The organism is Nibribacter ruber (genome assembly GCF_009913235.1).
GTDB lineage: Bacteria > Bacteroidota > Bacteroidia > Cytophagales > Hymenobacteraceae > Nibribacter > Nibribacter ruber.
Genome location: NZ_CP047897.1, coordinates 1095546 through 1119548, shown reverse-complemented (window position 1 = coordinate 1119548; position 24003 = coordinate 1095546). Strand labels below are relative to the sequence as shown.

Annotated in this window: 22 protein-coding genes; 8 read left to right on the top strand and 14 right to left on the bottom strand. The window is 50.5% G+C overall.

Annotated features, from left to right (window positions below; genetic code table 11):
- Nucleotides 1–81 precede the first annotated feature (81 nt).
- The 9 genes from GU926_RS04730 to GU926_RS04690 all read right to left on the bottom strand — a co-directional run bounded on the left by GU926_RS04730 (nt 82) and on the right by GU926_RS04690 (nt 8304).
- Nucleotides 82–543 carry a hypothetical protein gene (locus GU926_RS04730; RefSeq protein ID WP_160689511.1) on the bottom strand — a complete coding sequence of 154 codons (462 nt, stop codon included), beginning with the start codon at nt 541–543 and terminating at the stop codon, nt 82–84.
- A 2-nt stretch (nt 544–545) separates the two neighbouring features.
- A complete protein-coding gene (locus GU926_RS04725) occupies nt 546–992 on the bottom strand; it encodes a hypothetical protein (protein ID WP_160689509.1) in 447 nt (148 codons plus the stop codon).
- Between the two features lie 35 nt (nt 993–1027).
- Nucleotides 1028–1567, bottom strand: coding sequence for an RNA polymerase sigma factor (locus GU926_RS04720; protein WP_160689506.1), 540 nt, complete (start codon nt 1565–1567; stop codon nt 1028–1030).
- A gap of 244 nt (nt 1568–1811) precedes the next feature.
- Complete coding sequence (locus tag GU926_RS04715) at nt 1812–2771, bottom strand: transketolase family protein (RefSeq protein WP_160689504.1); 960 nt, start codon at nt 2769–2771, stop codon at nt 1812–1814.
- Nucleotides 2772–2776: 5 nt separating this feature from the next.
- Nucleotides 2777–4111 (bottom strand): vWA domain-containing protein, encoded by a 1335-nt coding sequence (locus tag GU926_RS04710; RefSeq protein ID WP_232058432.1) that lies wholly within the window; start codon nt 4109–4111, stop codon nt 2777–2779.
- Between the two features lie 80 nt (nt 4112–4191).
- On the bottom strand, nt 4192–5049 hold the full coding sequence (locus tag GU926_RS04705) for a transketolase (RefSeq protein ID WP_160689500.1): 858 nt from the start codon (nt 5047–5049) through the stop codon (nt 4192–4194).
- A gap of 131 nt (nt 5050–5180) precedes the next feature.
- Nucleotides 5181–5627: a thioredoxin-dependent thiol peroxidase gene (gene bcp / locus GU926_RS04700; protein WP_160689498.1), complete on the bottom strand. Its 447-nt coding sequence runs from the start codon at nt 5625–5627 to the stop codon at nt 5181–5183.
- A 147-nt stretch (nt 5628–5774) separates the two neighbouring features.
- On the bottom strand, nt 5775–7706 hold the full coding sequence (locus GU926_RS04695; RefSeq protein WP_160689496.1) for a M23 family metallopeptidase: 1932 nt from the start codon (nt 7704–7706) through the stop codon (nt 5775–5777).
- Entirely contained in the window at nt 7693–8304 is a 612-nt protein-coding gene (locus GU926_RS04690; RefSeq protein ID WP_160689494.1) for a fumarylacetoacetate hydrolase family protein, read from the bottom strand. The genes GU926_RS04695 and GU926_RS04690 overlap by 14 nt, the downstream gene beginning before the upstream one ends.
- 238 nt (nt 8305–8542) lie before the next feature.
- On the opposite strand from GU926_RS04690, the gene GU926_RS04685 reads away from it, so the two are divergent.
- The gene (locus tag GU926_RS04685) at nt 8543–9343 is read left to right on the top strand and encodes a M48 family metallopeptidase (protein ID WP_160689492.1); all 801 of its coding nucleotides are present in this window, start codon (nt 8543–8545) and stop codon (nt 9341–9343) included.
- Between the two features lie 225 nt (nt 9344–9568).
- A complete protein-coding gene (locus GU926_RS04680; protein ID WP_160689490.1) occupies nt 9569–9988 on the top strand; it encodes a hypothetical protein in 420 nt (139 codons plus the stop codon).
- Between the two features lie 300 nt (nt 9989–10288).
- Here GU926_RS04680 and GU926_RS04675 read toward each other — a convergent pair whose 3' ends face one another.
- Complete coding sequence (locus GU926_RS04675; protein ID WP_160689488.1) at nt 10289–11104, bottom strand: 3'-5' exonuclease; 816 nt, start codon at nt 11102–11104, stop codon at nt 10289–10291.
- Between the two features lie 126 nt (nt 11105–11230).
- Nucleotides 11231–12613, bottom strand: a complete 1383-nt coding sequence (locus GU926_RS04670) for a UDP-N-acetylmuramate--L-alanine ligase (protein WP_160689486.1) — start codon at nt 12611–12613, stop codon at nt 11231–11233.
- A 332-nt stretch (nt 12614–12945) separates the two neighbouring features.
- On the opposite strand from GU926_RS04670, the gene dnaB reads away from it, so the two are divergent.
- From dnaB to GU926_RS04655, 3 genes are all read left to right on the top strand, one after another.
- Nucleotides 12946–14526 carry a replicative DNA helicase gene (dnaB, locus tag GU926_RS04665; RefSeq protein WP_160689484.1) on the top strand — a complete coding sequence of 527 codons (1581 nt, stop codon included), beginning with the start codon at nt 12946–12948 and terminating at the stop codon, nt 14524–14526.
- A gap of 762 nt (nt 14527–15288) precedes the next feature.
- Complete coding sequence (locus tag GU926_RS04660; protein WP_160689482.1) at nt 15289–15804, top strand: nicotinate-nucleotide adenylyltransferase; 516 nt, start codon at nt 15289–15291, stop codon at nt 15802–15804.
- Nucleotides 15805–16038: 234 nt separating this feature from the next.
- The gene (locus GU926_RS04655; RefSeq protein WP_160689480.1) at nt 16039–17385 is read left to right on the top strand and encodes an SLC13 family permease; all 1347 of its coding nucleotides are present in this window, start codon (nt 16039–16041) and stop codon (nt 17383–17385) included.
- Between the two features lie 90 nt (nt 17386–17475).
- Here the strand turns inward: GU926_RS04655 and GU926_RS04650 are convergent, their stop codons facing one another.
- Together GU926_RS04650 and GU926_RS04645 are read right to left on the bottom strand one after the other, a co-directional pair.
- Nucleotides 17476–17985, bottom strand: a complete 510-nt coding sequence (locus GU926_RS04650; protein ID WP_160689478.1) for a hypothetical protein — start codon at nt 17983–17985, stop codon at nt 17476–17478.
- A 13-nt stretch (nt 17986–17998) separates the two neighbouring features.
- Nucleotides 17999–19153: a zinc-dependent alcohol dehydrogenase gene (locus tag GU926_RS04645; RefSeq protein ID WP_160689476.1), complete on the bottom strand. Its 1155-nt coding sequence runs from the start codon at nt 19151–19153 to the stop codon at nt 17999–18001.
- 367 nt (nt 19154–19520) lie between these two features.
- Between GU926_RS04645 and GU926_RS04640 the strand changes: the two genes are divergently transcribed.
- The gene (locus GU926_RS04640; RefSeq protein ID WP_160689474.1) at nt 19521–20216 is read left to right on the top strand and encodes a DsbA family oxidoreductase; all 696 of its coding nucleotides are present in this window, start codon (nt 19521–19523) and stop codon (nt 20214–20216) included.
- A 27-nt stretch (nt 20217–20243) separates the two neighbouring features.
- Nucleotides 20244–20927 (top strand): type 1 glutamine amidotransferase domain-containing protein, encoded by a 684-nt coding sequence (locus tag GU926_RS04635; RefSeq protein ID WP_160689472.1) that lies wholly within the window; start codon nt 20244–20246, stop codon nt 20925–20927.
- A gap of 374 nt (nt 20928–21301) precedes the next feature.
- On the opposite strand, the gene GU926_RS04630 is transcribed toward GU926_RS04635, so the two are convergent.
- Nucleotides 21302–21643 (bottom strand): hypothetical protein, encoded by a 342-nt coding sequence (locus GU926_RS04630; RefSeq protein WP_160689470.1) that lies wholly within the window; start codon nt 21641–21643, stop codon nt 21302–21304.
- A gap of 371 nt (nt 21644–22014) precedes the next feature.
- Here GU926_RS04630 and GU926_RS04625 point away from each other — a divergent pair, with 371 nt between their 5' ends.
- Nucleotides 22015–23880, top strand: coding sequence for a S41 family peptidase (locus GU926_RS04625; RefSeq protein ID WP_160689468.1), 1866 nt, complete (start codon nt 22015–22017; stop codon nt 23878–23880).
- Nucleotides 23881–24003: the final 123 nt, after the last annotated feature.

The following is a 24003-nucleotide window of genomic DNA, read 5'->3' as shown; positions in this document are numbered from 1 at the left end:
TGGGCAATTTCCCAGAAAACAGGCTAAAAACGAGAGGGAGGCCATATAGCCTCCCTCTCAAAAAATAAACCAAACGAAATGTTATTTGCTAGCCGTTTGCAGGCGGTCTAAGAGAAGCTTGGTGAACTCCCGCTCCGCACGGTAGAACAGGGCCAGTTGCCTGGAGGTGATGACCCGCAGGTATCGTTCCATGTACTCTTTGTCCATGTCTAGTTCGCGTTGGCGGTAGGCCAGGCGGTTTTCAAGCCCCGTCTGAATCTGCTCATCGGTCATGCTGGCCAGGTTCTCATCTCTGAACTGCTTGGCTTTGTGACGCAGGTCGCGTTTGCGGGCCTCGTGCTCATTGTAGATGGGCCAGAAGCGCTGGGCCTGCTCTGCGGTGAGGTTCACCTTGTCGGCAATGAAGGCAATCTTGGCGTTGTTGATTTTCTCATACCGCGCCTTGCGTTCCTCTGGGGTTTCTTTCTTGGTTTGGGCGTGCACCTGCGTGAAAACTGCGCAAAAGAGCAGCAGGCACAGGGCCATCATACGTTTGACGTTCATTCTTATTTAGTAGGGGTTGTGGTCATTTGTTCTTCCAGCAGTTCCTGGGTGACTACCTCGCTCACGTCTTCGGTGCGCACGTCATAGAACTCCAGGGTCTGTACGGGGTTTACCGTGGTGGCTTCAGCTAAATCTGAGGTTTCCAGCTCCACGTTGTTGAGCAGGTATTGATAAATGTCTTTCTGGGACACCTGCGCCATGGCCTCTTGCGTGGAAAGGGTCTGGTCTGTGTACTGCGTGATGAGAAAAGCCGCCGTGAACACCATGGCCATTCCCAGACCAGCCAAGGCAGTCTTCAACTGCCAGAACCAGGCTTTCAGCGGCTCTGCCACCGGGGCGGCATAAGCCGTCTTCTTCATGATGCGCAGGGGCAACTTGTCAAAGTAGCCTTCTGGCACCTGGTAGCCGGGGTGCTTGGGTAAACGGTTTATGTTAAACTCTTCTTTCATACTCAAGGGATTAGATGCGTTTTACCGGTCAGGGTTTAATCTGTCTTCAAAAACTCTTCAATTTTTTTCACGGCAATGTGATACGAGGCCTTTAGAGCGCCCACTGAGGTGCCCAGTATTTCCGAGATTTCCTCGTACTTGAGCTCATCAAAGTATTTCATGTTAAAGACCAGCCGTTGCTTGTCTGGCAGACGCAGCAAGGCCTTCTGTAGCTTCAGTTGAATCTCATCGCCAGACAACGTGTCTGAGTTGTCCAGCTTCTCAGAGAGCTCGGCGGCCACGTCATGGATGGGCAGGAAGAACCGCTTTTTTTTGGCGTTCAGGAAGTTGAGGCACTCATTGGTAGCGATGCGGTAAATCCAGGTGTAGAGCTGAGCGTCCTGCCGGAAATTCTCCAGGTTGGTCCACACTTTCACGAACACTTCCTGCGTCAGGTCATCGGCGTCATCATGGTCCACCACCATCTTCCGGATATGCCAATACACCTTCTGCTGGTACTTGCGCACCAGTTGGTTGAAGGCCAGGTTCCGGGAATCCGGGTTCTGGAATTTGGCTAGTATCTCGTGGTCTTCCAATCGTTGCTGGTTATTCGTTGTTTGTTATTCGAAGATTATGACGTGGGTAGTAAAGGCTGAGGTTTAAAGATAAGGGTAAGTTTTACGTGTTTGGAAATATGCTTGAGCAAAATAGTCATTCTCTCGTTTTTGACCCTATTTCCAGAAAACAGCCCAAAAACGAGAGAAGGCTGTCCAAACTTGGAACAGCCTTCTTAATTATGCCATTATTCAAATAACGAACAACTAATAACGAGCAACGAAACTACTGTTTCTTGCGGGCAATAACTTTCTCAACGGCGGCTACAATGGCTTGCTCGTTCAGGCCGTATTTCTCCATGAGTTGGTCTGGCGTTCCGCTTTCCCCGAAGGTGTCTTGCGTGGCCACAAACTCCTGCGGAGATGGCAACTCCTGGGCCAACACGCGGGCTACAGACTCACCTAAGCCGCCCATGTAGTTGTGCTCTTCTGCAGTAACTACGCAACCTGTTTTGCGCACAGATTCCAAGATGGCTCTGGCGTCTAGTGGCTTGATGGTGTGGATGTTGATGATTTCGGCGTTGATGCCTTTCTCTGCCAGAATCTTACCGGCCAAGATAGCTTTCCAAACCAGGTGACCGGTGGCAATGATGGTCACGTCGGTGCCTTCATTCAGCATCAAAGCCTTGCCAATCTCAAACTTCTGGTCAGCGGGCGTGAAGTTAGGCACTACCGGGCGCCCGAAGCGCAAATACACCGGGCCTTCAAATTCAGCAATGGCCATAGTGGCGGCTTTGGTCTGGTTGAAGTCACATGGGTTGATGACCGTCATGTGAGGTAGCATCTTCATCATGCCCACATCCTCCAGAATCTGGTGCGTGGCTCCGTCCTCGCCCAAAGTTAAGCCGGCGTGCGACGCACAGATTTTTACGTTCTTGCCAGAATAAGCCACACTCTGACGGATCTGGTCATACACGCGGCCCGTAGAGAAGTTGGCAAACGTACCCGTGAACGGGATTTTACCGCCAATGGTCATACCAGCGGCCAGTCCAATCATGTTGGCTTCGGCAATGCCCACCTGGAAGAAACGCTCTGGGTATTCTTTCTGGAAGGCGTCCATTTTCAGAGAGCCGGTCAGGTCGGCGCAAAGAGCTACCACGTTCGGGTTGGTACGGCCCAGTTCCAATAGGCCAGCCCCGAAACCGGAGCGCGTGTCTTTTGATTCGGTGTATGGGAAATCTTTCATCTATCTTAGTTGAAAAGTTTTAGCGATGTGGTTTGATTTGATTTAATGGTAAAGTCCTTTACATCTGTGAAGAGGCTGGTGGCATTCTTCATCTTGAAAACCAGGCGGTAACGGCCCGGCTGTAAAGGTAAATTAATTTTACTACTGGTCTCTGGCAAGTTATGAATCCAGCGCTGGCTGCCGTCTGCCTCCAGCACATACAAACTGCCAAAGCCGGCCAGCGCCTGCGTAATGCTCATGATGCCCGGCGCCGGAAAGTTGAGTACCGTGGTCTGGCCCTGCTTAATGCTTATCTGCTCCCTGATCCTAGGCAAGGTTAATAGCTCCACTTCATAGCTTCCGGCCAGGTACTTCACTTTGCTAGGGAAGGGCTGCGGCTGCAATAAAGCGGTGTTTCCTTTGGGCCTGATCAAGGCATCAACCCGGCCATAGGCCGTGGGTGCCAGTTGCTGCAAGAACAAAGAGCCCTGCGGCGCTTTCACCTTGAACACGTTGTTCTGCCCGGGCTTGATGTCCAGGTTGCGCAACGTCACAGAAGGCAGTGTATTCACGACCAGGTCATAGCTCAGCAAAGCATCAATCTCCAGGGCATCAGGCTTGCCGTTGGCGTCCATGTGGTGCACGTAATTGTACTCGGGCTGGTCTGTGACGTTGTTCACGAAGGTCATGTTCACGTTGGTTTCCACGGGCTTGCCAGCCTCATCTGTGAGCTGCACAGATACGGTGGTTTTCTTCAGCGCGATGGAAATGACGTTGTCCAACACCTTTCTAAACGTACTGATGTCTGAAGCGCTGTAAAACTGGCCCATGCAACTAAATGCCTTCACATACTCAGGGTCATCGCCTAGGCCAATAATGAACGGCTTTAAGAAGATGCGCTTTTTCTGCAAGGCAATGGACGTGGCACAAGGATCACCGCCGCAACTCTCCACGCCGTCTGTGATGATGATGATCACATTGCGGGTGTTGTCGCCGGGCGGAAAGTCATTAGCCGATTGCTGCAGCGAATACGTGATGGGCGTATTACCCTTGGGAGTAATGGCTTGCAGCTTCTGCTTTATGGCCTTCGCGTTCTTGGGTGCAAACGGCACTTCCAGCTTTGAGTCCTTGCAGTTCTTTTGCGCTACCGTGAATTGGTGACCGTACACCCGCAAGGCAATCTCCAGGTTTCCGTAAGAATCCAGAGAATCGGCCATTTTAGCGAGCATGGTTTTGGCCACCTGCCAGCGGTTGCTTTCTTCCCATTTGGCCTGCATAGAGCCAGAGGCATCCAAGAGAAACAGCAAACGCGTCTTCTTGGGCGCCACCGCCTTGTTTTGCGCACCTGACGGTGTTGCCATCCCGCAGAGCAGGAGACAGAGCAGACAGACAAAAAATGCGCGCAACCAGGTCATGAGGAGAAAGCTAGGCTAACCAGAAATTAGTAGTCGTTCAGGGTTTCAGACAGCTGTACCAGGGCTTGCTCTAGCTGAGCATCGTTTGGTGCCACGCCGTGCCATTTGTGTGAACCCATCATAAAGTCCACCCCGAAGCCCATTTGCGTGTTCATTAAGATGATGATGGGTTGCTTGTGGCCGGTCAAGGCTTTGGCTTGCTCCAATACAGGTACCAGTTGCACAAAGTCATTACCGTTCTCACAGTGCAATACTTTCCACCCGAAGGCTTCCCACTTGGCGCGCAGGTTACCTAAACTCATAACTGCGTCTACCGGTCCGTCAATCTGCTGGCCGTTGTAGTCTACGGTGGCAATGAGGTTGTCTACTTTGTGGTGGGCGGCGTACATGGCGGCTTCCCATACCTGGCCTTCCTCCAATTCACCATCGCCCATCAAGACATAGACTAATTTGTCATCATTGTTCATTTTCTTGGACTGTGCGGCACCGGTGGCCACAGATAATCCTTGACCCAAAGAACCAGACGCAATTCTGATGCCGGGCAGACCTTCTTCGGTGGCGGGGTGGCCTTGCAAGCGTGAGTTGAGCTTACGGAACGTAGCCAGTTCTTTCACGTCAAAGTAACCAGAGCGGGCCAACACGCTGTACCAAACCGGCGAGATGTGACCATTTGACAAGAAGAAAAGGTCCTCCTGGGTACCGTCCATGTTGAAGGTTGGGTTGTGATCCATTACTCTGAAGTACAAGGACACCAGAAATTCGGTGCAGCCCAAAGAACCGCCCGGGTGCCCCGAGTTTACGGCGTGTACCATGCGTACAATGTCTCTGCGTACCTGGTGCGCTACATCATGCAGCTGCTCAGGCGTGTAATTAAATGGGTTCATTATAGTGATTTGAAGATGAAACGATTTTAAAATGTGAAGATGCTCTTTTTATGCGTCGTTTTTGGCCTGTTTCCTGAAAAATAGCCCAAAAACAGAAAAGGCCACCTGCTCCTGGGCAGATGGCCTTTGTTTTATTTCAGCAACTGGGCGGCGTGGTTCTTGGTGTCCACCTTTCTGATGATGTCCTGGATGATTCCCTCTTCATCTATCACAAACGTGTACCGCATGGTGCCCATGTATTTGCGGCCGTACATGCTTTTCTCCTGCCAGACGCCGTATTTCTCTACTACTTCTTTCTCTGTGTCTGCCAGCAGTGGGAAGGGGAGGTCGTATTTCTGGATGAACTTCTGATGTGATTTCTCACTGTCTATGCTCACGCCCAACACCACATATCCTTTTGCCAGAAGTGATTGGTAGTTATCCCTTAGATCACAGGCCTGGGCCGTGCAGCCAGAGGTGTCATCTTTTGGGTAGAAGTACAAGGCCACCTTCTTGCCCCTGAAATCGCTCAGCTTCACCAGGTTTCCGTCCTGGTCTTTTACCTCAAAATCCGGGGCTACATTCCCAACTTCTAGCATAGCTTTTATTGTTTTTGTTGCTTGTTAATTGTTTGTTGCTTCTGAAGAGTAAAGTTCGTTTTTAGCCTTATTTTCAAGAAAACAGCCCAAAAACGAATCCTAATTTTTCAATTCGAACAACGAACAACCAATAACGAACAACGATTCTTATATTTTAGTCCGATAAACGGCTTCGTTGCCCATGGCGTCTTTCACCGTGAGGACTACGTCGCCAGACAAAGGTACTGTTTTATCTAAACGCTCTGAGGTAAGGGTGGAGTTTTTGTGCTCCCATTTGAGCAGGAGCCACTGGCCGTTCACCTCGCAGCGCCAGGAGGCCATGCCTGACAGGTTATCCCAGACCTTGAAACTGATTTGGATGGGTGATTTCTGCACCAATTTGATGGTAGGAGCCACTGTGTCGCTCAAGACCTTGAACTTTCCTAAATCACGCGCCGAGAAGGTAATGGCATCTCCTTCCCAAACTCCGCCTAGAAATCCACTGGATTTTCCCCAGCCCAACCCATACACGGCAGCCTTAGACTTGTCTGCCGGAATGTTCTGGGGCCGGATGGTGACCTTGGCTGGTTTAAATAGCGTGGTGAGCGGGTTGTTGATGCTGAACACGTCCTGTGCGTTGTGATCAGTTTGTAAGTATAAGGTGTCATAGAGAGACTCTTTCTGGAACGTGATGTCCAGGTACCGGTTAGAGTACAGCATCTCTGTGTTGGGCGGAATGGTCTGCTCAAACTTGAACCTGGTTTTGGTGCCGGTCAGCTCCACAGAATCGGGCAGCCCGCCAATGAGGTTGTACAAATACACAGAGCCGGCCGTGGTGGTATATGACGGTATCACCGCATACTTGTAGTTGCCAATGTAAAGGTCCAGGTTGCGGGCGGTTTTGGCGGTGTCGGCTACGGTTACTTTTAAAATACTTCCAGCTAATTCATAGTTGATTTTGGGAGTCGTGACCTTTGGCGCACCGCTGGCGTAATAGCCGCTATCTTCGCCGCGCATCATGAACCTGAGCTGCGAGGTGTTCTTATATGAGTCTGACAAGTTTACCAGCACTTCATAGAGCTTACCTGCTTCAATGTTGAATTTGCCTTTGCTGATGTCGGTCTCATAGATGGGCAGCTTGTTTCCATCAGCTACATACAAGCGTTGGAAGGACTTGTTGCTCAGCTTCAGTTCTGGAAAGTTGATATGGGCAGACACTTGGCGCTGCAGTTCAAACGGCACGCCGTCTATGTTGTGGCGGTAAATGGTTTCGCCGTTCACGGTGAGTTCCATGGCTTGCACGCCGTTCTGGTTGAGAGCGCCGTCATACTTGTCTATGGCCTGTATCTCAAGACCCAGCAACCCGGCCGCCGGAATAGTGTCTGCAATAGTATAGAGGTTGCCCTGTTTCACCGGCGTGAACATCTTGCGTTGGAATTGACCCTGCACCCGTGATTTGATGCCCTGCGGCACCAGCGCGAAATTATACACCGTGGGCGCAATGTTATCCTGAATCTCAGTGAACGTATACCGCAGCGGGTTAAACAGCTTATCCTCCTTGTCACGCACCTCAAAGTGCAAGTGCGGGCCACCAGAGCCACCGGTGTTGCCCGAGTAGGCAATGATATCGCCGCGCTTTACCGGAAACTGGGTCTCTGGCAAGGTCACATCTACGTCAAAGGCCTGCTTCTGGTACTGCACCTGCACCATGTATTGGCCAATGGCCGGCGTAAAGTGGTTGAGGTGGGCATACGTGGTCACCAGCCCGTTGGGGTGCGTAATGTAGATGAGCCAACCGTAGCCGTAGCTAGACACTTTGATGCGCGAAATGTAGCCACTTTCGGCGGCGTAGACGGGAAGGCCAATCTTGCCATCGGTTTTGATGTCAATGCCCCCGTGAAAGTGGTTGGGCCGTATCTCGCCCATGCTGCCAGACAAAAAGTTCTGGGTGCCGGGTTTAATGGGGAAGAACAACGGACTGGTGGCCACGGGTTGCGGCGAGGCCGGGGCTGGCGGGGTAGTGGGGGCCTGGGCGCTTGCCCAGGTACCACTGCCTACCAGGTAAGCTAAAATGAGGGAACGTACGCTATTTAATCTCAAAATTCAGTAAGGTTTTATCTTCTACAAACGCCTCTAACCGGTCTCCTATCTGGATGGGGCCTACTCCCGCTGGCGTACCGGTAAAAATAAGATCGCCTTTTTTAAGCGTGATGAACCGCGACATGTACGCCAGGATGGCCCCAAAGTTATGAATCATCATGCCTGAGTTGCCTTGTTGCTTGAGCTCACCATTCACCTTCAGCCCGAAGTTGATGTTGTCCCAAGCCGGGTAATTCTCCATGGGCAGCATGTCAGACACCGGGGCAGAGCCATTGAAACCTTTGGCCAGCGTCCAGGGCAGTCCCTTGGCTTTGGCTTTGGATTGCAGGTCGCGGGCGGTGAAGTCCACGCCAATGCCCAGGCCGTCTATGTACTTGTCTGCGAACTTGGCTTGAATATTTTTTCCTTCCTTGCCCACGCGCAACACCAGCTCTACCTCATAGTGAATGTCTGTGCTGTAGTCTGGGTAATAGAACGGCTCATTGTTGCGCAGAATTGCCGTGTCTGGCTTAAAAAAGATCACAGGCTCATCCGGAACCTCGTTTTTTAGTTCGGCTATGTGCTCTGCGTAGTTGCGTCCTATGGCTAGAATTTTCATGGCTCTTTTTGTTTTCAAAGATAAGGGAAATACCTGTGGGAGGGAATGTTAGCGGCATATTCTGGCGCACGTTGAAAATTTGGCATGGAATTGTATATAGGAAAAAATAGATTTGCACCGGATTCTAACGGCTTTACCACTTTCTATGCGTACCTGCGTATATGGGTACGTTCTTGGTAAAAGCAGAAATGCCGCCGCCAGAACCATTGCTTTTGTATCACTTAACCCTATACGTACTATGAATAAGTTAAAAAGTGCAATGCTTGCCTTTATAGTGTTGCTGACCGTTGGATGTTCTACCGTTCCCATCACAGGCCGTAGACAATTGTCTCTGGTAAGCGACCAGGAAGTAATTGCCATGTCTTTTCAAGCCTATGACGAAGTCTTGAAACAAAGCAAATTGTCTACCAACGCTGCCCAGACGGCCATGGTGAAACGCGTAGGCCAACGCATACAAGGCGCCGTAGAGCGCTATATGGCCCAGAACGGCTACTCTGCACAACTAGAAGGTTACCAGTGGGAGTTCAACCTAATCCAAGACGATAAGCAGCAAAACGCCTTCGCGATGGCCGGTGGCAAGACGGCAGTGTACACGGGTATCTTGCCCATTACCAAAGATGAAGCTGGTCTTGCCGTGGTAATGGGTCATGAGATTGCCCACGCCATTGCCAAGCACTCCAACGAACGCATTAGCCAGCAGATGGCCCAGCAATACGGTGGCGCCGCCTTAGGTGCTGTGGTAGGCGGCCGTTCTGGCGCTGCTCAGGAAATTGCCAACACCGTGTACGGGATTGGTACCGGCGTTGGGCTTTTGAAATACGGCCGCGACCAGGAGTCTGAAGCAGACCAGTTGGGCTTGATTTTCATGGCCATGGCCGGTTACAACCCAGAAGTAGCCATTTCTTTCTGGCAGCGCATGGCCGCCGGCGGTGGAAGCGGCACGCCTGAGTTCCTGAGCACGCACCCTAGCAATGACACGCGTATCAGCAACATTCAGAAGCACATGCCCGAAGCCAAGAAATACTACAACGCCCGCTAAGCATGAAAGCTCCTTCTAAATGGCTGGTATTTGGCGCGGTCTTAATGGCCCTCCTTCTGAAATCTGACAAAACCAGATAAGAAAGCGATTTTCTTACCCATTTTTAAAGCAGAAAAGCCACCGGTTTATTAATCCGGTGGCTTTTCTGCTTTAAACGTATATAAGTTTTGAGAGGCCCGGCGAGAAGCGCTGTTATCTTTCATTTTAGCTTAAACAACGTGGGGTATGCAAAGCCTGATATCTGTATACAAAGATGATACCGTGCTGCTGGAAGAAACCGTTGAAAAGCGTTTCCTGAAAGCTACCTGGCTCAAGCATCCTTCCAGCGCCCAGTTTAGGGAAGCTGCCTTGCAGATTGTGCACTTTGTGTCAGAACGCCAGGTGCATTTCCTGCTTGTGGACGGCCGTAAAGTACAGTTCCTGGATCTCTCAGACCAGAATTTCCTGCTTCAGCAGATCTACACCGCCATGCCCAGAGACTGGACCTTACACATTTCCTACATTCTCAACCAAGCCAGTTACAACCTCATGGACATCTACCGGATAGGAGAAAAGGTGCAGGCAGACGAGTCCTTAAACCGCCGCCTCAAAACTAACATTTCCCTGGACGAAGCCGCCGCCTATTACTGGCTTCTGGGGGAGTAGCCTTTTCTTTTAGACACCAGATTTAAGACGTAAGACAAAAGATTTTGGCCTTATAATCAAATTGGCTGAAAGCATTTAGATGGACTTCTTGGTTAAACTTCTATTCCAACGTACTGGAAGATGGTAACCATGAGACTTGCTCGCTTATTCTGAGAAAATTAACTAGTAACCACCAAAAACGGCAAGGCCAACTTTCAAGGGAAAGTTGGCCTTGCCGTTTTTGGGCAGTTTTAATGAAAATACCCCAAAAACAAATGTCTAGTATCTAAAATCTAGCGTCCTAAGTCTAGTATCTCCAAACTAAAAGGCCGTGGACTGCAGAGCGCCGCGTAGTTTAATGCGGGTCAGGACTTTCTTAGTGTACAATGGAAAATCGCCTTTCATCATCCAGTCATAGTAACTGGGTTCTTTCTTGAGGACATCAGCAACAGAAACGTTTTTGTGCTTGCCAAAATTGAAGACTTCTACGCCTGCGTGGTTGTAGACAATGCGGCCCGACAAATCTGCGGTCTTCTGGAACGTGAACTGGTGCAGTTGCTGCATGTCATTCTGCACCGGAAAAGTAGCCTGGTCCTCAGCGCCGGGTAAAGGCATCCCCTCGTATTTTTCTAACTGCGACTTTAAAATCTCATAAGTGGCAATGGTGTCTGCCTCAGCGGAGTGGGCGTTTTCTAAGGTTTTGTCACAGTAGAACTTGTAGGCGGCAGAGAGGGTGCGCTGCTCCATCTGGTGGAAGATGCGGCAGACGTCTACAATGGCTCGGTTCTCAATGTCAAAGTCCATGTCTACGCGCAAGAATTCTTCAGCCAGCAGTGGAATGTCAAACTTGATGAGATTGAAACCACCCAAATCGCAGCCTTTCAGGAAATCATCCAAGCCTCTGGCCAGTTGCGCAAACGTAGGGCAGTCGGCCACGTCATCATCATAGATCTTGTGGATCATGCTAGACTCTATGGGAATGGGAATAGTGGGGTTGACGCGTTTGGTTTTGAGGATTTCCTCGCCAGAGGGCAGCACCTTGAGCATGCTAATCTCTACAATGCGGTCTTTGCAGATGTCCACGCCGGTGGTTTCCAGGTCAAAGAAGACAATAGGCTTGCGTAGGTGTAATTTCATAGGCAGAGGTTTGAGCGCTCATGTTACGCAGATTCCTTCAAATTTGCGTCTTCTTTTTGGCGAGTAGGTGAAATATAAATGGCTCCGCCGGCATATGCTGCCAACGGAGCCAATTTAAAATTGAAACTAAGAAGCGGTAATGGTGTCGGCTAGCTGCTGCAGGTCCAGATTCCCGAAGTTGCCGGAGGTCATCATCAGCAGGTTCTTGTTTTTCCAGTCGGTGCCCAGCAAGTAGTCCTTCAGTTTCTGGCTGTCGGTGTACACTTCTATGCTGTCATCGCCGAAGGCTTTTTTCAAATCCTCGGGGTCCAGGGCCGGCATGCGCTTATGTTCCAGCGTCTTCGGGTTGAAGTACACAATCTTCACGTCCGGCGACAGAAACGTGCCGTTGTATTGCGGAAGAAAGTCCTTGTTCAAGCTACTAAAAGTGTGCAGTTCCAGGCAGGCAATGAGTTCACGTTCTGTATATTGCTTTTTCAGAGCCTCTGAAGTGGCCTTTAGTTTGGAAGGCGCGTGCGCGAAGTCTTTGTACACCAAGGTGTGTTCGTTCTCGCCAATTTTCTCCAGTCTTCTGGCGGCACCTTTGAAGGTGGCCAACGCCTCATAAAATGCTTGGCCTTTGATGCCTATCTGCTTGCAGACCTCTTTGGCGGCAGAGATGTTGCGCAGGTTATGCTCGCCAAACAGCTGAATCTCTACATCATCCTTCTTCGTCTTGAGAATGGTCTTGCCGCTCTTCTTGATTTTGTGCTCATGGATGGTGTAGCCAATGTAGTTCACGTCACTGTTATTGGGCACGCACACTTCCTGTACCTGCTCGTCGTCCTGGTTATAGATCAAGGTTCCGGCCTTGGGCGTCATGTCCACGAAGATTTTAAACTGCTCACGGTAGTTTTCCTCGGTGGGGAACACGTTGATGTGGTCCCAGCTGATGCCTGAGATCACGCCAATGTGGTGGTGGTATTTGTGAATCTTAGGTACGCGCTGAATAGGAGAGGAGAGGTACTCGTCGCCTTCAATAATGATGATAGGCGCATCTTCTGTCAGTTTCACCATCAGGTCAAAGCCTTCCAGCTGGGCACCCACGGCGAAGTCAAACAGGCGGTTGTGGTACTTGAGCACGTGCAGGATGATGGACGTGATGGACGTTTTGCCATGACTACCCGCAATCACAATGCGCTGCTTGTTCTTGCTCTGCTCATAGATGAACTCGGGGAACGAGAAGATGGGAATGTTGTGCTCCTGGGCATACAACAGCTCAGGATTGTCTGGCCGCGCGTGCATGCCCACAATCACTGCATCTGGCTTGCTATGCAGCTTCTCCGGGAACCAGCCCTCGGCCTCAGGTAAAAGACCATCTGCGGCCAGGCGGCCCTTGGCGGGTTCAAAGATCTCATCGTCTGAGCCTGTCACTTTCAGGCCTTTGCGGTGTAATGCCAGGGCCAGGTTGTGCATAATGCTACCGCCAATGGCAATCATGTGAATGTGTTGGTATGCTGTTGTACTCATGCCTTGCAAAATCAAAGAGAACAAATGTACTAATTTCTACACATGCGCTACCTCTTGCGCCCCAACGGATTTATGGATATGTAAGTGCTTATTTGTGGATAGCAAGAGACTGCGACTAGGAACCAGTAAGGAGTAAACAGAGAGAAAGTGTCAACGATAGGAAAAGATTTGTGAATTGTGGAACAGCCGTTTTTGGTCTTTTTTTCAGAAAATAAGCCAAAAACGCCACCCATTTGGCATAGAATTACTTTTTGCCGCAGGAAAAGAAATTGTGAATAAATGAGCCTGTTCTGTGGATTACCTGCGTGCTTTCTTCCCTTACATTTGCTAGTATGGAGGAGATGAAAACGAAAGCGACCAGAGGCAAGGCACCTTGGACCCCCAAGCAGACCGTGTCCCCGGGTTTAGGAAAGCTTCCGCCCCAGGCCTTGGAGCTGGAGGAAGCCGTGTTGGGTGCGCTCATGCTGGAAAAAGACGCCTTGACGGCCGTAATTGACCTGTTAAAGCCACAAAGTTTTTACAAAGACGCGCACCAGCGCATATTCAAGGCCATTCTGAGCCTCTTCGACAAATCAGAACCCATTGATATTTTGACGGTTACGCAAGAACTGCGCGAACAGGGCGAACTGGAGTTTGTGGGCGGCGCCTACTACGTGACCCAGCTCACCACCCGCGTTAACTCGGCGGCCAACATAGAGTTCCACGCCCGTATCATTACAGAGGCGGCCATCAAACGGGACCTCATCAGCATCTCTTCTGAAGTGTTAGGACGGGCCTATGAAGACACCACCGACGTGTTTGATCTGCTGGACAGCACAGAGGCCAAGCTGTTTGAGGTGTCTGAGAGCAACATTAGGAAGAACTTTGACGACATGCAGTCTTTGATGCACAAAGCCATCAAGGAACTGGAAGCCAAGAAAAGCCAGAAAGAAGGCTTGACGGGGGTACCAAGCGGTTTCAATGCCCTAGACAGGGTTACTTCGGGCTGGCAACAGTCTGACTTGATTATTCTGGCGGCTCGTCCCGCCATGGGTAAGACGGCGTTCGTGGTAAGTGCCATGCGCAACGCCGCCGTAGACTTTAGCAAAGGCGTGGCCATTTTCTCTCTGGAGATGTCCTCTATTCAGCTGGTGAATCGTTTGATTTCTGCCGAGGCCGAGTTGGACTCTGAGAAAATCAAGAAGGGTAACCTGGCAGATTATGAGTGGACCCAGCTGAACCACAAGATCACCAGACTGAGCCAGGCGCCTATCTTTATTGATGACACGCCGGGCCTTTCCATCAGGGAGTTGCGTACCAAATGCCGCCGCCTAAAAGCGCAGCATGGCATCCAGATGATCATCATTGACTACCTGCAGCTCATGAGCGGCAACGCCGAAGGCAGCAAGGGTGGCGGGAACCGTGAACAGGAAATTGCGTCTATCTCGCGGGCATTGAAGCAGTTAGCTAAGGAATTGAGCGTGCCGGTGATTGCGCTTTCACAGTTGAGCCGTGCCGTGGAAACCCGTGGCGGCGACAAGAAACCAATGCTCTCAGATTTACGTGAATCTGGTTCTATTGAGCAGGATGCCGACATGGTACTGTTCCTGTACCGTCCTGAATACTACGGCATCACTGAGGACGAGATGGGCAATCCAACGCAGGGTGTGGGCGAGGTAATTATTGCCAAGCACCGGAACGGGGAAGTGGGCAGCGTGGCCTTGAAGTTCATTGGCAAGTATACTAAGTTCGGAAACCTGGAAGACGGCTTCGGGGGTGGACCCGGGTTTGATGGCGGCAGTGGCTTCCCAACTTCAGACTTTGACAGCCCCGCATCAGGCAGCGGACCCAACACCATACGGTTAGGCAGCAAGATGAATGACGGTGGCAGCGGTTTCCCTCCATCGGGTTTTGATGACGCTCCTCCTTTCTAAGTAAAGAATATCCTAAAAAGGGCCGCTTTCGAAAAAAGAAGCGGCCCTTTTCGTTTTTGGCCTCTTTTGCCAGAAATACGCCAAAAACGGTCATCTACCAGTTTAGAGGTGACTAATTAAACAGTAGCTTTTTTGAGAATGAAATTTATATCGCATTGATATCTAGTAAGATATATCATAGAAGGATTTCGTGGTGAACCTACTAAGGTAGAAGGCTAGACAACTGGCAATTTTTTCCAATATATTTTAAAGAAAAGTACAATCACTCCTGCCCCAAATACGTAAAAGATAAGTAGACAGATGATTGAAATTGAATTGTGAACAGAACCCTATAACCCTGTCCCGTGGGTATTTATAAGAGTTCTGATGTGCTTTGTTGATTGCGTAGATTATGTGTGACAGGGCATTATTGCTTAGAGTGTAAGAATGCTGTAAGTAGGTACCCTGTAAGTTGCCCTACAGTGAATTCCCGTTCTCACTTTGTTCTTCTACCAAGCCCCCTTTGGTAGGTTTATTTTTACTTACAAGTTTCTGGACAACAGAATCCAAGTTATGTGCCTGGCCTAGACCGCCTGTCGCTGCTTTTTTGGCTTCCTGTTGTTGCCTTGGGCGCGCGCACTGCGCTACCTGCCTCCTCACCCAATCCAGAAGAGTGCTTCGTTCTGTGTCTGTCTTCAGAAGAATTTCAACTTTCCTGGGCTGGGTGCGCGCATCCGGCTATTCTACCTATTCAGTCATACAAATCCTTTTAATTCTATTGCCATGAAACCCATAAAAATAATAGTTGTGCTGGCCATCCTAGGCACCTTTTTGTTAGGCGTGCCGGGGCTTATCTACGGACAAGTCATTTTTCCGGAAGTAAAAGTTGGTGCCATTAATTACAAGTACCTGGAATCTGTGAACTCTAGTGAGGTGGCCCCGCCAGTGAAACAGTTGCAAACCAAGGCCGCCGAATTCAATGTAAAAGACTCCCGGTACTATATAGACGATGCCAACACCTACTATGTCAATTTTGAGTTGCCGGAGGGTAAGATTCTTGCCGCCTATGACAGTGACGGCAGATTGTTGCGCACCGCTGAACGGTTCAAAAACACTATCCTGCCTAAAGCCGTGGGACAGTCATTGCTGAGCAAATACCCTGGCTGGCGCGTGTCTGAAGATGTGTACCTGGTCAGCTTCCATGAGCGCAAAGGCACCTCCAAAGTCTATAAACTGATGCTGGAAAACGGTGACCGGCGGATGAAGATTAAAATGAACGAGAAAGGGGAGGTGATTTAACTCTCATTTTCAAAATATTGGGGGATGGAGCGGAAGTGTAGTTTCTCAAGAACTCCTTTCGCTCTTTTAACCAATTCTAACCAGAAACGGCTGGCGGTTTTATTGACTGTCGGCCGTTTTGCTGTAGGAAGATGGATGCGGTAACAAGTGGTTTCATAGAAATTCTTATTTTTAACGAATTGAGGTCCAGGTGGCTTCGTCAACATCTGGCGCATACTGCCCTGCATAACAGCCATGGAAAAGAAGATACATGTTCCCTCGTTTCTGATTGCCGTGGGATTGTTTTGTGCGCTGCTGTTTTTTCCGGTGGTAGATGAGCCCCAGGCCCAGAAAGCGCTGGCCTTGTTGGTCATGGTAGCCGTTCTCTGGGTGACAGAAGCTATTCCGTTGCCATTAACGGGGCTCATGATTCCAGTGCTGGCCATCTATCTGCAACTCACCAGCCCCAAAGACGCATTTAGGGAGTTCGCCAATCCGGTTATCTTTCTTTTCATGGGTGGGTTTGTGTTGGCAGGGGCCTTGTCAAAGCATTCCTTAGACAAGCTGTTGGCGCAAAAGCTGATTAAACTCTCTAAGGGCAATTTTTACTGGTCTTCAGTCTTGCTGATGCTGGCCACGGGCCTGGTGTCCTGGTGGGTGAGTAATACTTCTAGCGCAGCCATGATGATACCCTTGGGCCTGGGAATGCTGGTGTTGGTAGATAAGCAAAAGTCTTCGCCAGAATCAAAGTTCCTGCTCCTAGGCATTGCGTATTCGGCTAACATTGGTGGAATAACTACTTTGATTGGAAGTCCGCCAAACGCCATTGGAGGTGCCATCATGGGCATTTCTTTTTCAGAGTGGCTTCTGTATGGCATCCCTATCTTTCTGTTGACTTTCCCGGTGACGGTATTGGTGTTGACGCTTTATTTTAAGCCAGATAGAAAACTGAGGCTAGGCGAAATGGAACTCAAACCTATCCTTGGGGCACCGCTCAAAACCTTAGGCATCCTATTCTTCATCATTGTGGCCCTCTGGATGTTGGAAGGAGTTTTAGCACCTCTGTTTAGCATCACAGACAGCTTTAGCTCATTAGTGGCCGTGATTGCTATATTCTTAGTGTTTATTACCGGCAGCCTGCAATGGGAGGAGATTATAAAGAGTATTCAATGGGAGGTACTGTTACTTTTTGGCGGAGGCTTAACCTTGGGCATGATTATAGACAAAAGCGGCTTAGGCTCCATCATGGTGGGGCAAGTGGCAGGCTTGCTTACGGTAGTTCCGCTATTGGTCTTCCTTTGGATCATTGTTTTGTTTAGTATTTTGCTCACAGAGTTTATGAGCAATACCGCTAGTGCTGCCCTCATTTTGCCCATTTTGTATACCATGGCCAATCAGATGCAGATCAATCCAATGCTGTTGGTGTTCCCGGCTACCATTGCCGCCACCTATGGATTCATGATGCCCGTAGGCACTCCGCCTAATGCCATGGTCTACTCTTCTGGATTTGTACCCCAGAAGGACATGATGCGGGCGGGATTGGTGCTGAACATTCTTTTTTCTATTGTTTTAACGGTGATGTTTTATATCGTTTTCAGATAAATGAAGAGGATCAAATCCCTAAAGCCCAATAAAAAAGATGCCTGACTGCTCTTTAAGCAGTCAGGCATCTTTCAATGAAATTGGTATGGGTTAATAGTCCAGCTTACGGGACTTGTTGCTGTTTTTACCAGCCATAAAGGCCACCACTCCGCCAATCAACAAACCACCAATCACCGCCTTTTTGATGAGGCCGGCGCGGTCGTGCTGCAAATCGGCTTTCATGCCTTTCTCCGCGAAGATATTGGGCACTTTGCCGTTTTTGAAGTCTTCTATGATGCCTTCTACCACGTTAATGCGGTCAGCCAGCAGCAAAGGAAGCCAGTGGGCGTACTCGTTTTCGGTGTGTTTGAAGGCGTAACGGCGCAGCATGCCACTCAAGCCAGAAGGCGGTACCGTAGTCCCGAAGACGGCCGTCAGGTTGGGGCGCTCATTGGAGTGCAGCACCTCTACCGTTTCAGCCTGCTGTGTAGGCCGTTGCCAGCTGTAGCCGCGGTGCTCCTCATTGGTGCGCTTCTTCATAGGGTACGTGGGGTCGTTTTTAGGGTCTGCGTCAATGCCCCACCCATTGATATGAGAATAATCTCTGCTTGAATTTTCCATAATATGTTATGCGTTAGACATTCGCTCTTGGTGGAATAAGAATAGGCTTAATGCAGTTGTCCAGTTTCTGAGAGAACATGCGGTACGCCTCAGAAACCTCCTCTAACGGAATGCGGTGCGTGATCAATCCTTTAGGGTTGATTCTTCCAGCCTGTACGTGTTCAATCAATCTGGGCAGCAGACGCTTCACAGAAGCCTGGTTGGCTCTGATGGTCAGGCCTTTGTTGAGCACATTCCCAATGGGGACCAGGTTATCTGTTGGGCCATACACGCCTACAATGGACACGATACCGCCTTTTTTAACCGAGTTGATAGCCCAGTGCAGTGCCGTGGCTGAACCAGCCTGTAAAAGCAGTTTTCTACCGGTGATGGTTTGCATGGCGTTGCCGGTGGCCTCTGCGCCCACGGCGTCAATCACCACATCGGCGCCCATCCAGTCTGTGGCTTTCTTGATGAAGAGCACCGGGTCTCCCACAGATTCATAGTTGTAAGCCTCGCACTGAGAATAGTTTTTGGCAAACTCCAGGCGGTACTCAATCTTGTCTATGATCATGACACGGCCCGCACCAAACAACCAGGCGCATTTGGCGGCCATGATGCCAATGGGACCTGCCCCGAACACCACTACAGTGTCACCCTTTTGAATACCAGCCATTTCAGCGGCCTGGTAGCCGGTGGGTACTACGTCTGTCAGCAACACGGCATCATCTGGGTCCATGCCCTCTGGGATGATGGTTGGGCCTACGTTGGCGTAGGGTACGCGCACATATTCTGCCTGACCTCCATCATAGCCCCCCGCCGTATGAGAATAGCCAAAAATGGCGCCCACGGCCGTAGCTTCTGGGTTAGACTCATGACAGTTGCCGTATAGTTCCTGCTTACAGAAAGCACACTGGCCACAGGAGATGTTGAACGGTACCAGCACGTGGTCGCCCACTTTCACCTTGGTCACCTCAGAGCCTATTTCTTCTACAATGCCGGTGAACTCATGGCCGAAGGTGGATCCTACCCGCGTGTCTGGCACGTTGCCGTTGTACAAGTGAAGATCTGAACCGCAAATGCAGGAACGGGTTACCCGCACAATGGCATCCTGCGGGTGCAGGATTTTGGGCATAGGCTTTTCATCTATCCGGACCCGCAAGGGCCCGCGGTAATTCATAGCTAACATACGTATTCTCCTCTGGTGGCTTTAGTAAAACAAAAAGACAATTTGAAAAGGGGATGAGGCTGCCCCAGAAGGGCAACTGTTCCGTGTCTTTTGTACTTATCTAATTCGGTAAAGTTTCAGACGGCAAAAGAATTGGCAGCTACGTGTTATGGTGACCTGAGAGAAGCAGGCAGTGAGAAGGAGAGCGTTTACCCGCCTAAACTGAGGGTGGGTATAGAAAAGCATACTGGTATACCCCATGAAATGCCCGCCCCAAATAAACATTCTGGTCCTAACTTAGTATAAAATTTAAAGCCAGGGCTAGAAACGGCAGGCTCCCAAATGAAAGGTGCCGGCTCCCTGATACGTGAAGACTAGAAACAACAGCATGAAAGTAGAAATATGGTCAGATGTGGTTTGCCCGTTCTGTTACATTGGCAAGCGCAAGTTTGAGAAGGCCCTGGAGCAGTTCTCTCCCAAAGACAAAGTAGAGGTACTATGGCGAAGCTTTCAACTAGACCCCGACCTGAAGCCCATACCGGGGCAGAGCGTGCACGAGTACTTGGGCAGGCGCAAAGGCACCACCACCGCCCAGGGCAAGCAAATGAACGACCAGATGGCGGCCATGGCCAAAGATGAGGGCTTGGTGTATGACTTTGACAACGCTATCATCAACAATACCTTCTTGGCGCACCAGCTCATTCATTTGGCCCACACCCGTCACAAGCAGGACCAGATGAAAGAAAGGCTTTTTGCCGCCTACTACACCCAAGGTCAGGACGTGGGCAACATAGACACTTTGGTGAAGCTCGCCGAAGAAGTAGGCTTGGACGGTGCTGAGGCGCGGGAAGCCCTGCAAAACCAAACGTACGCTGATGAGGTGCAGCAAGACATTGTACGAGCCCAGCAGGTAGGCGTGCGCGGCGTGCCTTTCTTTGTGTTCAACAACAAATACGCCGTGTCAGGTGCCCAACCCACAGAGCTGTTCAAAGAAGTGCTGGAAAAGGTATGGGAAGAAGAAAAACCCACCATTTTGGACGGATCCACCGGCGGTACTTGCACCCCAGACGGCGTATGTGACTAAATCATTATAACCTAAGAGAAGTAAGCTATGAAAATATTAATGGTGTTGACCTCGCACAGTGAGCTGGGCGAAACCGGCCACAAAACCGGATTCTGGATTGAGGAGTTTGCCGCGCCTTACTATGTGTTCAAAGAAGCGGGGGCAGAGATTATCTTAGCCTCTCCCAAGGGAGGACAGCCGCCCATTGACCCTAAAAGCGACGCGCCCGAAAACCAAACAGAGGCCACCAAGCGGTTCAAGGAAGACAAAGAACTTCAGGAGGAACTGGCAGCCACAACGCCGCTCCATCAAGTGAAGGCAGAACAGTATGATGCCGTGTTTTTCCCCGGTGGGCATGGTCCGCTCTGGGACCTTTACAAGAACCAGGACTCCATCCAGCTGATAGAAAGCCTCTGGAAGAGCAAGAAGCCGGTAGTGGCCGTTTGTCATGCGCCTGCCGTCCTGCTCAATGCCAAAGATGAGAACGGCGATCCCTTGGTGAAAGGCAAAAACGTGACGGGCTTTACCAACACAGAAGAAGAAGCCGTGGGCCTTACGGATGTAGTGCCGTATCTTCTGGAAGACGAATTGAAAGTCAAAGGCGGCACCTATTCCAAGAAAGAAGACTGGGCCGTGCATGTGGTGAAAGACGGTCTCCTGATCACGGGCCAGAACCCGGCCTCCTCTGAAGAAGCCGCCCACCAGTTGGTACAACTCCTGCAAAAGAAATAGTAGTACAGGAGTATTTGCATGGGTAATATAAGTTGCCGCGCCGTTTTTGGTCTATTTCTCAGAAAACAAGCCAAAAACGGCGCGGCCTTGTTTAGAGAAAGCTTGTAGGTTGCTCATAACTTCTACCAAAGCTGAGAAGGCCAGAAGAACCCAAATCAGCTCAGGCAATATATTGATGTGACGTCTTACCTGAAAAATCGAACCAATATGAACTGGTTGTGAAACCTACTTCAGTAGACACTTAATCCGGCTATTTGAATGAGCAGGAGATTTTGCTGCTGAAGTAATTAAAACCACCTAAAACAGAAGAGCCGCCTTTCTTGCAAGAAAGGCGGCTCTTCTGTTTTAGTGCCATAAGCGTTGGCAGGTTGGGTTTAATGCTTTTTGCCTTTGCCCTTTCCTTTGCCTTTGCCGTTTCCTTTTCCATGGCCCTTTTTCTTTTGCTGGCCGGGCGCGTAGGCTTTGGCAGACTTGTCACCATACACTTTCTTGGCTTGTCCCGGAGGCATGCCTTTGGTGGATCTGGAAGTAGAAGTGCCAGGGATTGGCAGCGGATAGCCGTCTGGGTAACGGGTGCTGCGGTCAGAACCCTCGCGTTTTACGCCGCCCGGAAAGCGGGAAGTCACGCTGCCCGTCTTGCGGCTGCTGGAACAGGCCACCGTGGTCAAGGCCAGGGTAAGGGCGAAGGCGAGGCGAGTAATTGCTTTTAACGTCATGTGAAGGGGGTTAAGTGAGTGATTCCTTTTTAATCACTGCTACAAATATAATGCTAAAGACCCGTGCCTTTACGCTGGAAGCCAAAAACTGTTGACACCGCGCCGGCCGTTTTTGGCCTATTTTCTGGAAAACACGCCAAAAACGAGGTTTTCCTTGCTGCTGGCTACCTTGGCTTGTAAGAAAATAAATACAGAGGCGGCACTTAATTCTGGTTTTTCCGTACAAGCGCCTGAATCTGGCTGGTGGGCTTTGCTTGTGTATTACTTTGCTGCCTGCATTGGGTTGCTACACGCGTCTGGTTCCGTTTCTTCGTTCTATCTTTAGCGCCATGGGCCGGCAAGGGCTTTTCATACTACACGCATTTCTTTTCATGACACACGCTTACTCTCGTCAACGGTTAGTACACTCTTTTAGGAGCTCCATTACGGTTTTCTGCCTTCTGCTGGGAAGTCTGTTGCTGGCCATGCCCCAGAAAACCCAGGCGCAGGAGGGAGCAGACCCAGAGAAGCACCTCAATTTCTACCGCATCTGGGGGTTTGTGAAGTACTACCATCCGGCCTCGGCCGAAGGAAGGCTTAAGGCCGACTCCTTGTTTTTCCTGTACCTGCCCAAGGTAGACTCGGCGCAGAATGAAAAGCAGGCCAATGCGGTGTTCAAAGAGATGCTGCAAAGCGTGGGCCTACCCGAAGGCGACAAAATAAAACCGCAGGAAGACAACCCCAAAGGCGCGTATCTGCTCAAGAACGTAGACGATGCCTGGCGAAACAAATCTAAATACCTGAGCAGTGACGTAAGAAAGCACCTGGAGAAGTTGTTTGAACGCCGGTACACGGGCTCCAAACACCATTATACCTATGTGCGCTACAACCCGTACGGCGGCACCGTGCCCCATGAGCTGGCCTACGTACGCAAACCCCAGGAAAACCTTACTTACCCGCTGCGCATGCTGGCGCTGGCCAAGTTCAAGACCTATGTAGACTACCTGTACCCGTACAAGCACCTCATGGACAAAAACTGGGAAGACGTGATTCAGGTGGCCGTTCCGCTGTTTGCTCAGTGTGACAGCCGGCAGGAGTACGAGCGCCTTTTGCTGGTGGTCAACGCGCACCTGGATGACACGCAGGCGTTCTCCTTCTTCCGGCAGCTGCAACACCGTGAAAAGCTTTTCAAGAACCATTACTTTCCGCCGTTTGATTACCGCGTGGCGGAGAAGAAAATCATTGTCACAGCCATCATTGACCCGGTACTGTGCCGGCAGTCCAACATACGGAGAGGCGATATCATCACTGCCCTGGACAGCGTGGCCGTAGAGGAGTGGGTGGGTGCCCTGAAGCAGGTGCTGGCGGTCTCTAACCAGCAGGCCCTGTGGGCGCGGGTAGGAGAGTGGGGCGATAACCTGCTGTTCCGGTCAGAAGATGCCCAGATGCAGTTGCAGTTGTTGCGCGGGGAGGAGACGCTTTCTACCACGCTCAGATTACTGGACCCGGTGCTGCCCGCCAAGGCCAAGCTCATTGACGCCTACTTCAAGAAAGTGCACGCCACGCCCGCCAAGAAAAGCAAGAACCTGTCCTACGTCGCCAAAGACATTGTGCATTTCAAGATAGATGACACGTTTAGGTTCATCAATGATGACACCCCAGAAGAAGACGCCGTGCTCATGGATACCCTCCTGAACCGGGCCGCCAAAGCCAAAGGCATCATCTTTGACATGCGCGGCGAGCCAGACAACAGCGATTTTGTGTATCAGTACCTGTACAAGAAGTTCGGGAAGAAGAACCACTATTTTGCGCGTTATTACCAAATGAACCCGTACCAGCTGGGCACTTACCGCCTGCTCACCCAACCCGAGGTCTACTACCCCAATAACCTCACGCCTGAGGGCACTGCCTATGAGGGCAAGGTGGTGATTCTGGTGAACGGCCACACCCACAGCATTGGGGAATGGAACGTCATGAGCCTGCAACGCCTCTTCCCCAACAGCATTACCCTGGGTGAACAAACCGCCGGCGCCGATGGTGACGTGAAGAAGTTTCCGCTGCCGGGCGGCTACGAGGCCACCTTCTCTGGCAACGCCATTTATTATCCCAACCAAAGCGCCACCCAGCGCAAAGGCATAAGACTTGACCAGGAGGCGCACCCCACCCTGAAAGGCGTTCTGGCCCGCAAAGATCAATTGCTCCAAAAAGCCATCAACCTCATCAACGAGGAAGCCCCTGCCGCCGAGGCCAAAAAATAGGAGAGGCCCTATTTTGACGAAAGCCGTTTTTGGGCTGTTTCTCAGAAAACAGCCCAAAAACGGTTTCTTAGTTTTTATAAGTGCTGAGGTGCGTCTTTTCAAGTTATTGTCTCCCGTAGGTAT

Coding starts and splice junctions, on each gene's coding strand:
- GU926_RS04650 (WP_160689478.1), bottom strand. CDS start 17,985: ATGGAAAATTCAAGCAGAGATTATTCTCATATCAATGGGTGGGGCATT.
- GU926_RS04640 (WP_160689474.1), top strand. CDS start 19,521: ATGAAAGTAGAAATATGGTCAGATGTGGTTTGCCCGTTCTGTTACATT.
- GU926_RS04710 (WP_232058432.1), bottom strand. CDS start 4,111: ATGGCAACACCGTCAGGTGCGCAAAACAAGGCGGTGGCGCCCAAGAAG.
- GU926_RS04715 (WP_160689504.1), bottom strand. CDS start 2,771: ATGAAAGATTTCCCATACACCGAATCAAAAGACACGCGCTCCGGTTTC.
- GU926_RS04670 (WP_160689486.1), bottom strand. CDS start 12,613: ATGAGTACAACAGCATACCAACACATTCACATGATTGCCATTGGCGGT.
- GU926_RS04655 (WP_160689480.1), top strand. CDS start 16,039: ATGGAAAAGAAGATACATGTTCCCTCGTTTCTGATTGCCGTGGGATTG.
- GU926_RS04730 (WP_160689511.1), bottom strand. CDS start 543: ATGAACGTCAAACGTATGATGGCCCTGTGCCTGCTGCTCTTTTGCGCA.
- GU926_RS04630 (WP_160689470.1), bottom strand. CDS start 21,643: ATGACGTTAAAAGCAATTACTCGCCTCGCCTTCGCCCTTACCCTGGCC.
- GU926_RS04690 (WP_160689494.1), bottom strand. CDS start 8,304: ATGAAAATTCTAGCCATAGGACGCAACTACGCAGAGCACATAGCCGAA.
- GU926_RS04680 (WP_160689490.1), top strand. CDS start 9,569: ATGCAAAGCCTGATATCTGTATACAAAGATGATACCGTGCTGCTGGAA.
- GU926_RS04660 (WP_160689482.1), top strand. CDS start 15,289: ATGAAACCCATAAAAATAATAGTTGTGCTGGCCATCCTAGGCACCTTT.
- GU926_RS04625 (WP_160689468.1), top strand. CDS start 22,015: ATGACACACGCTTACTCTCGTCAACGGTTAGTACACTCTTTTAGGAGC.
- GU926_RS04705 (WP_160689500.1), bottom strand. CDS start 5,049: ATGAACCCATTTAATTACACGCCTGAGCAGCTGCATGATGTAGCGCAC.
- GU926_RS04685 (WP_160689492.1), top strand. CDS start 8,543: ATGAATAAGTTAAAAAGTGCAATGCTTGCCTTTATAGTGTTGCTGACC.
- bcp (WP_160689498.1), bottom strand. CDS start 5,627: ATGCTAGAAGTTGGGAATGTAGCCCCGGATTTTGAGGTAAAAGACCAG.
- GU926_RS04675 (WP_160689488.1), bottom strand. CDS start 11,104: ATGAAATTACACCTACGCAAGCCTATTGTCTTCTTTGACCTGGAAACC.
- dnaB (WP_160689484.1), top strand. CDS start 12,946: ATGGAGGAGATGAAAACGAAAGCGACCAGAGGCAAGGCACCTTGGACC.
- GU926_RS04645 (WP_160689476.1), bottom strand. CDS start 19,153: ATGTTAGCTATGAATTACCGCGGGCCCTTGCGGGTCCGGATAGATGAA.
- GU926_RS04635 (WP_160689472.1), top strand. CDS start 20,244: ATGAAAATATTAATGGTGTTGACCTCGCACAGTGAGCTGGGCGAAACC.
- GU926_RS04725 (WP_160689509.1), bottom strand. CDS start 992: ATGAAAGAAGAGTTTAACATAAACCGTTTACCCAAGCACCCCGGCTAC.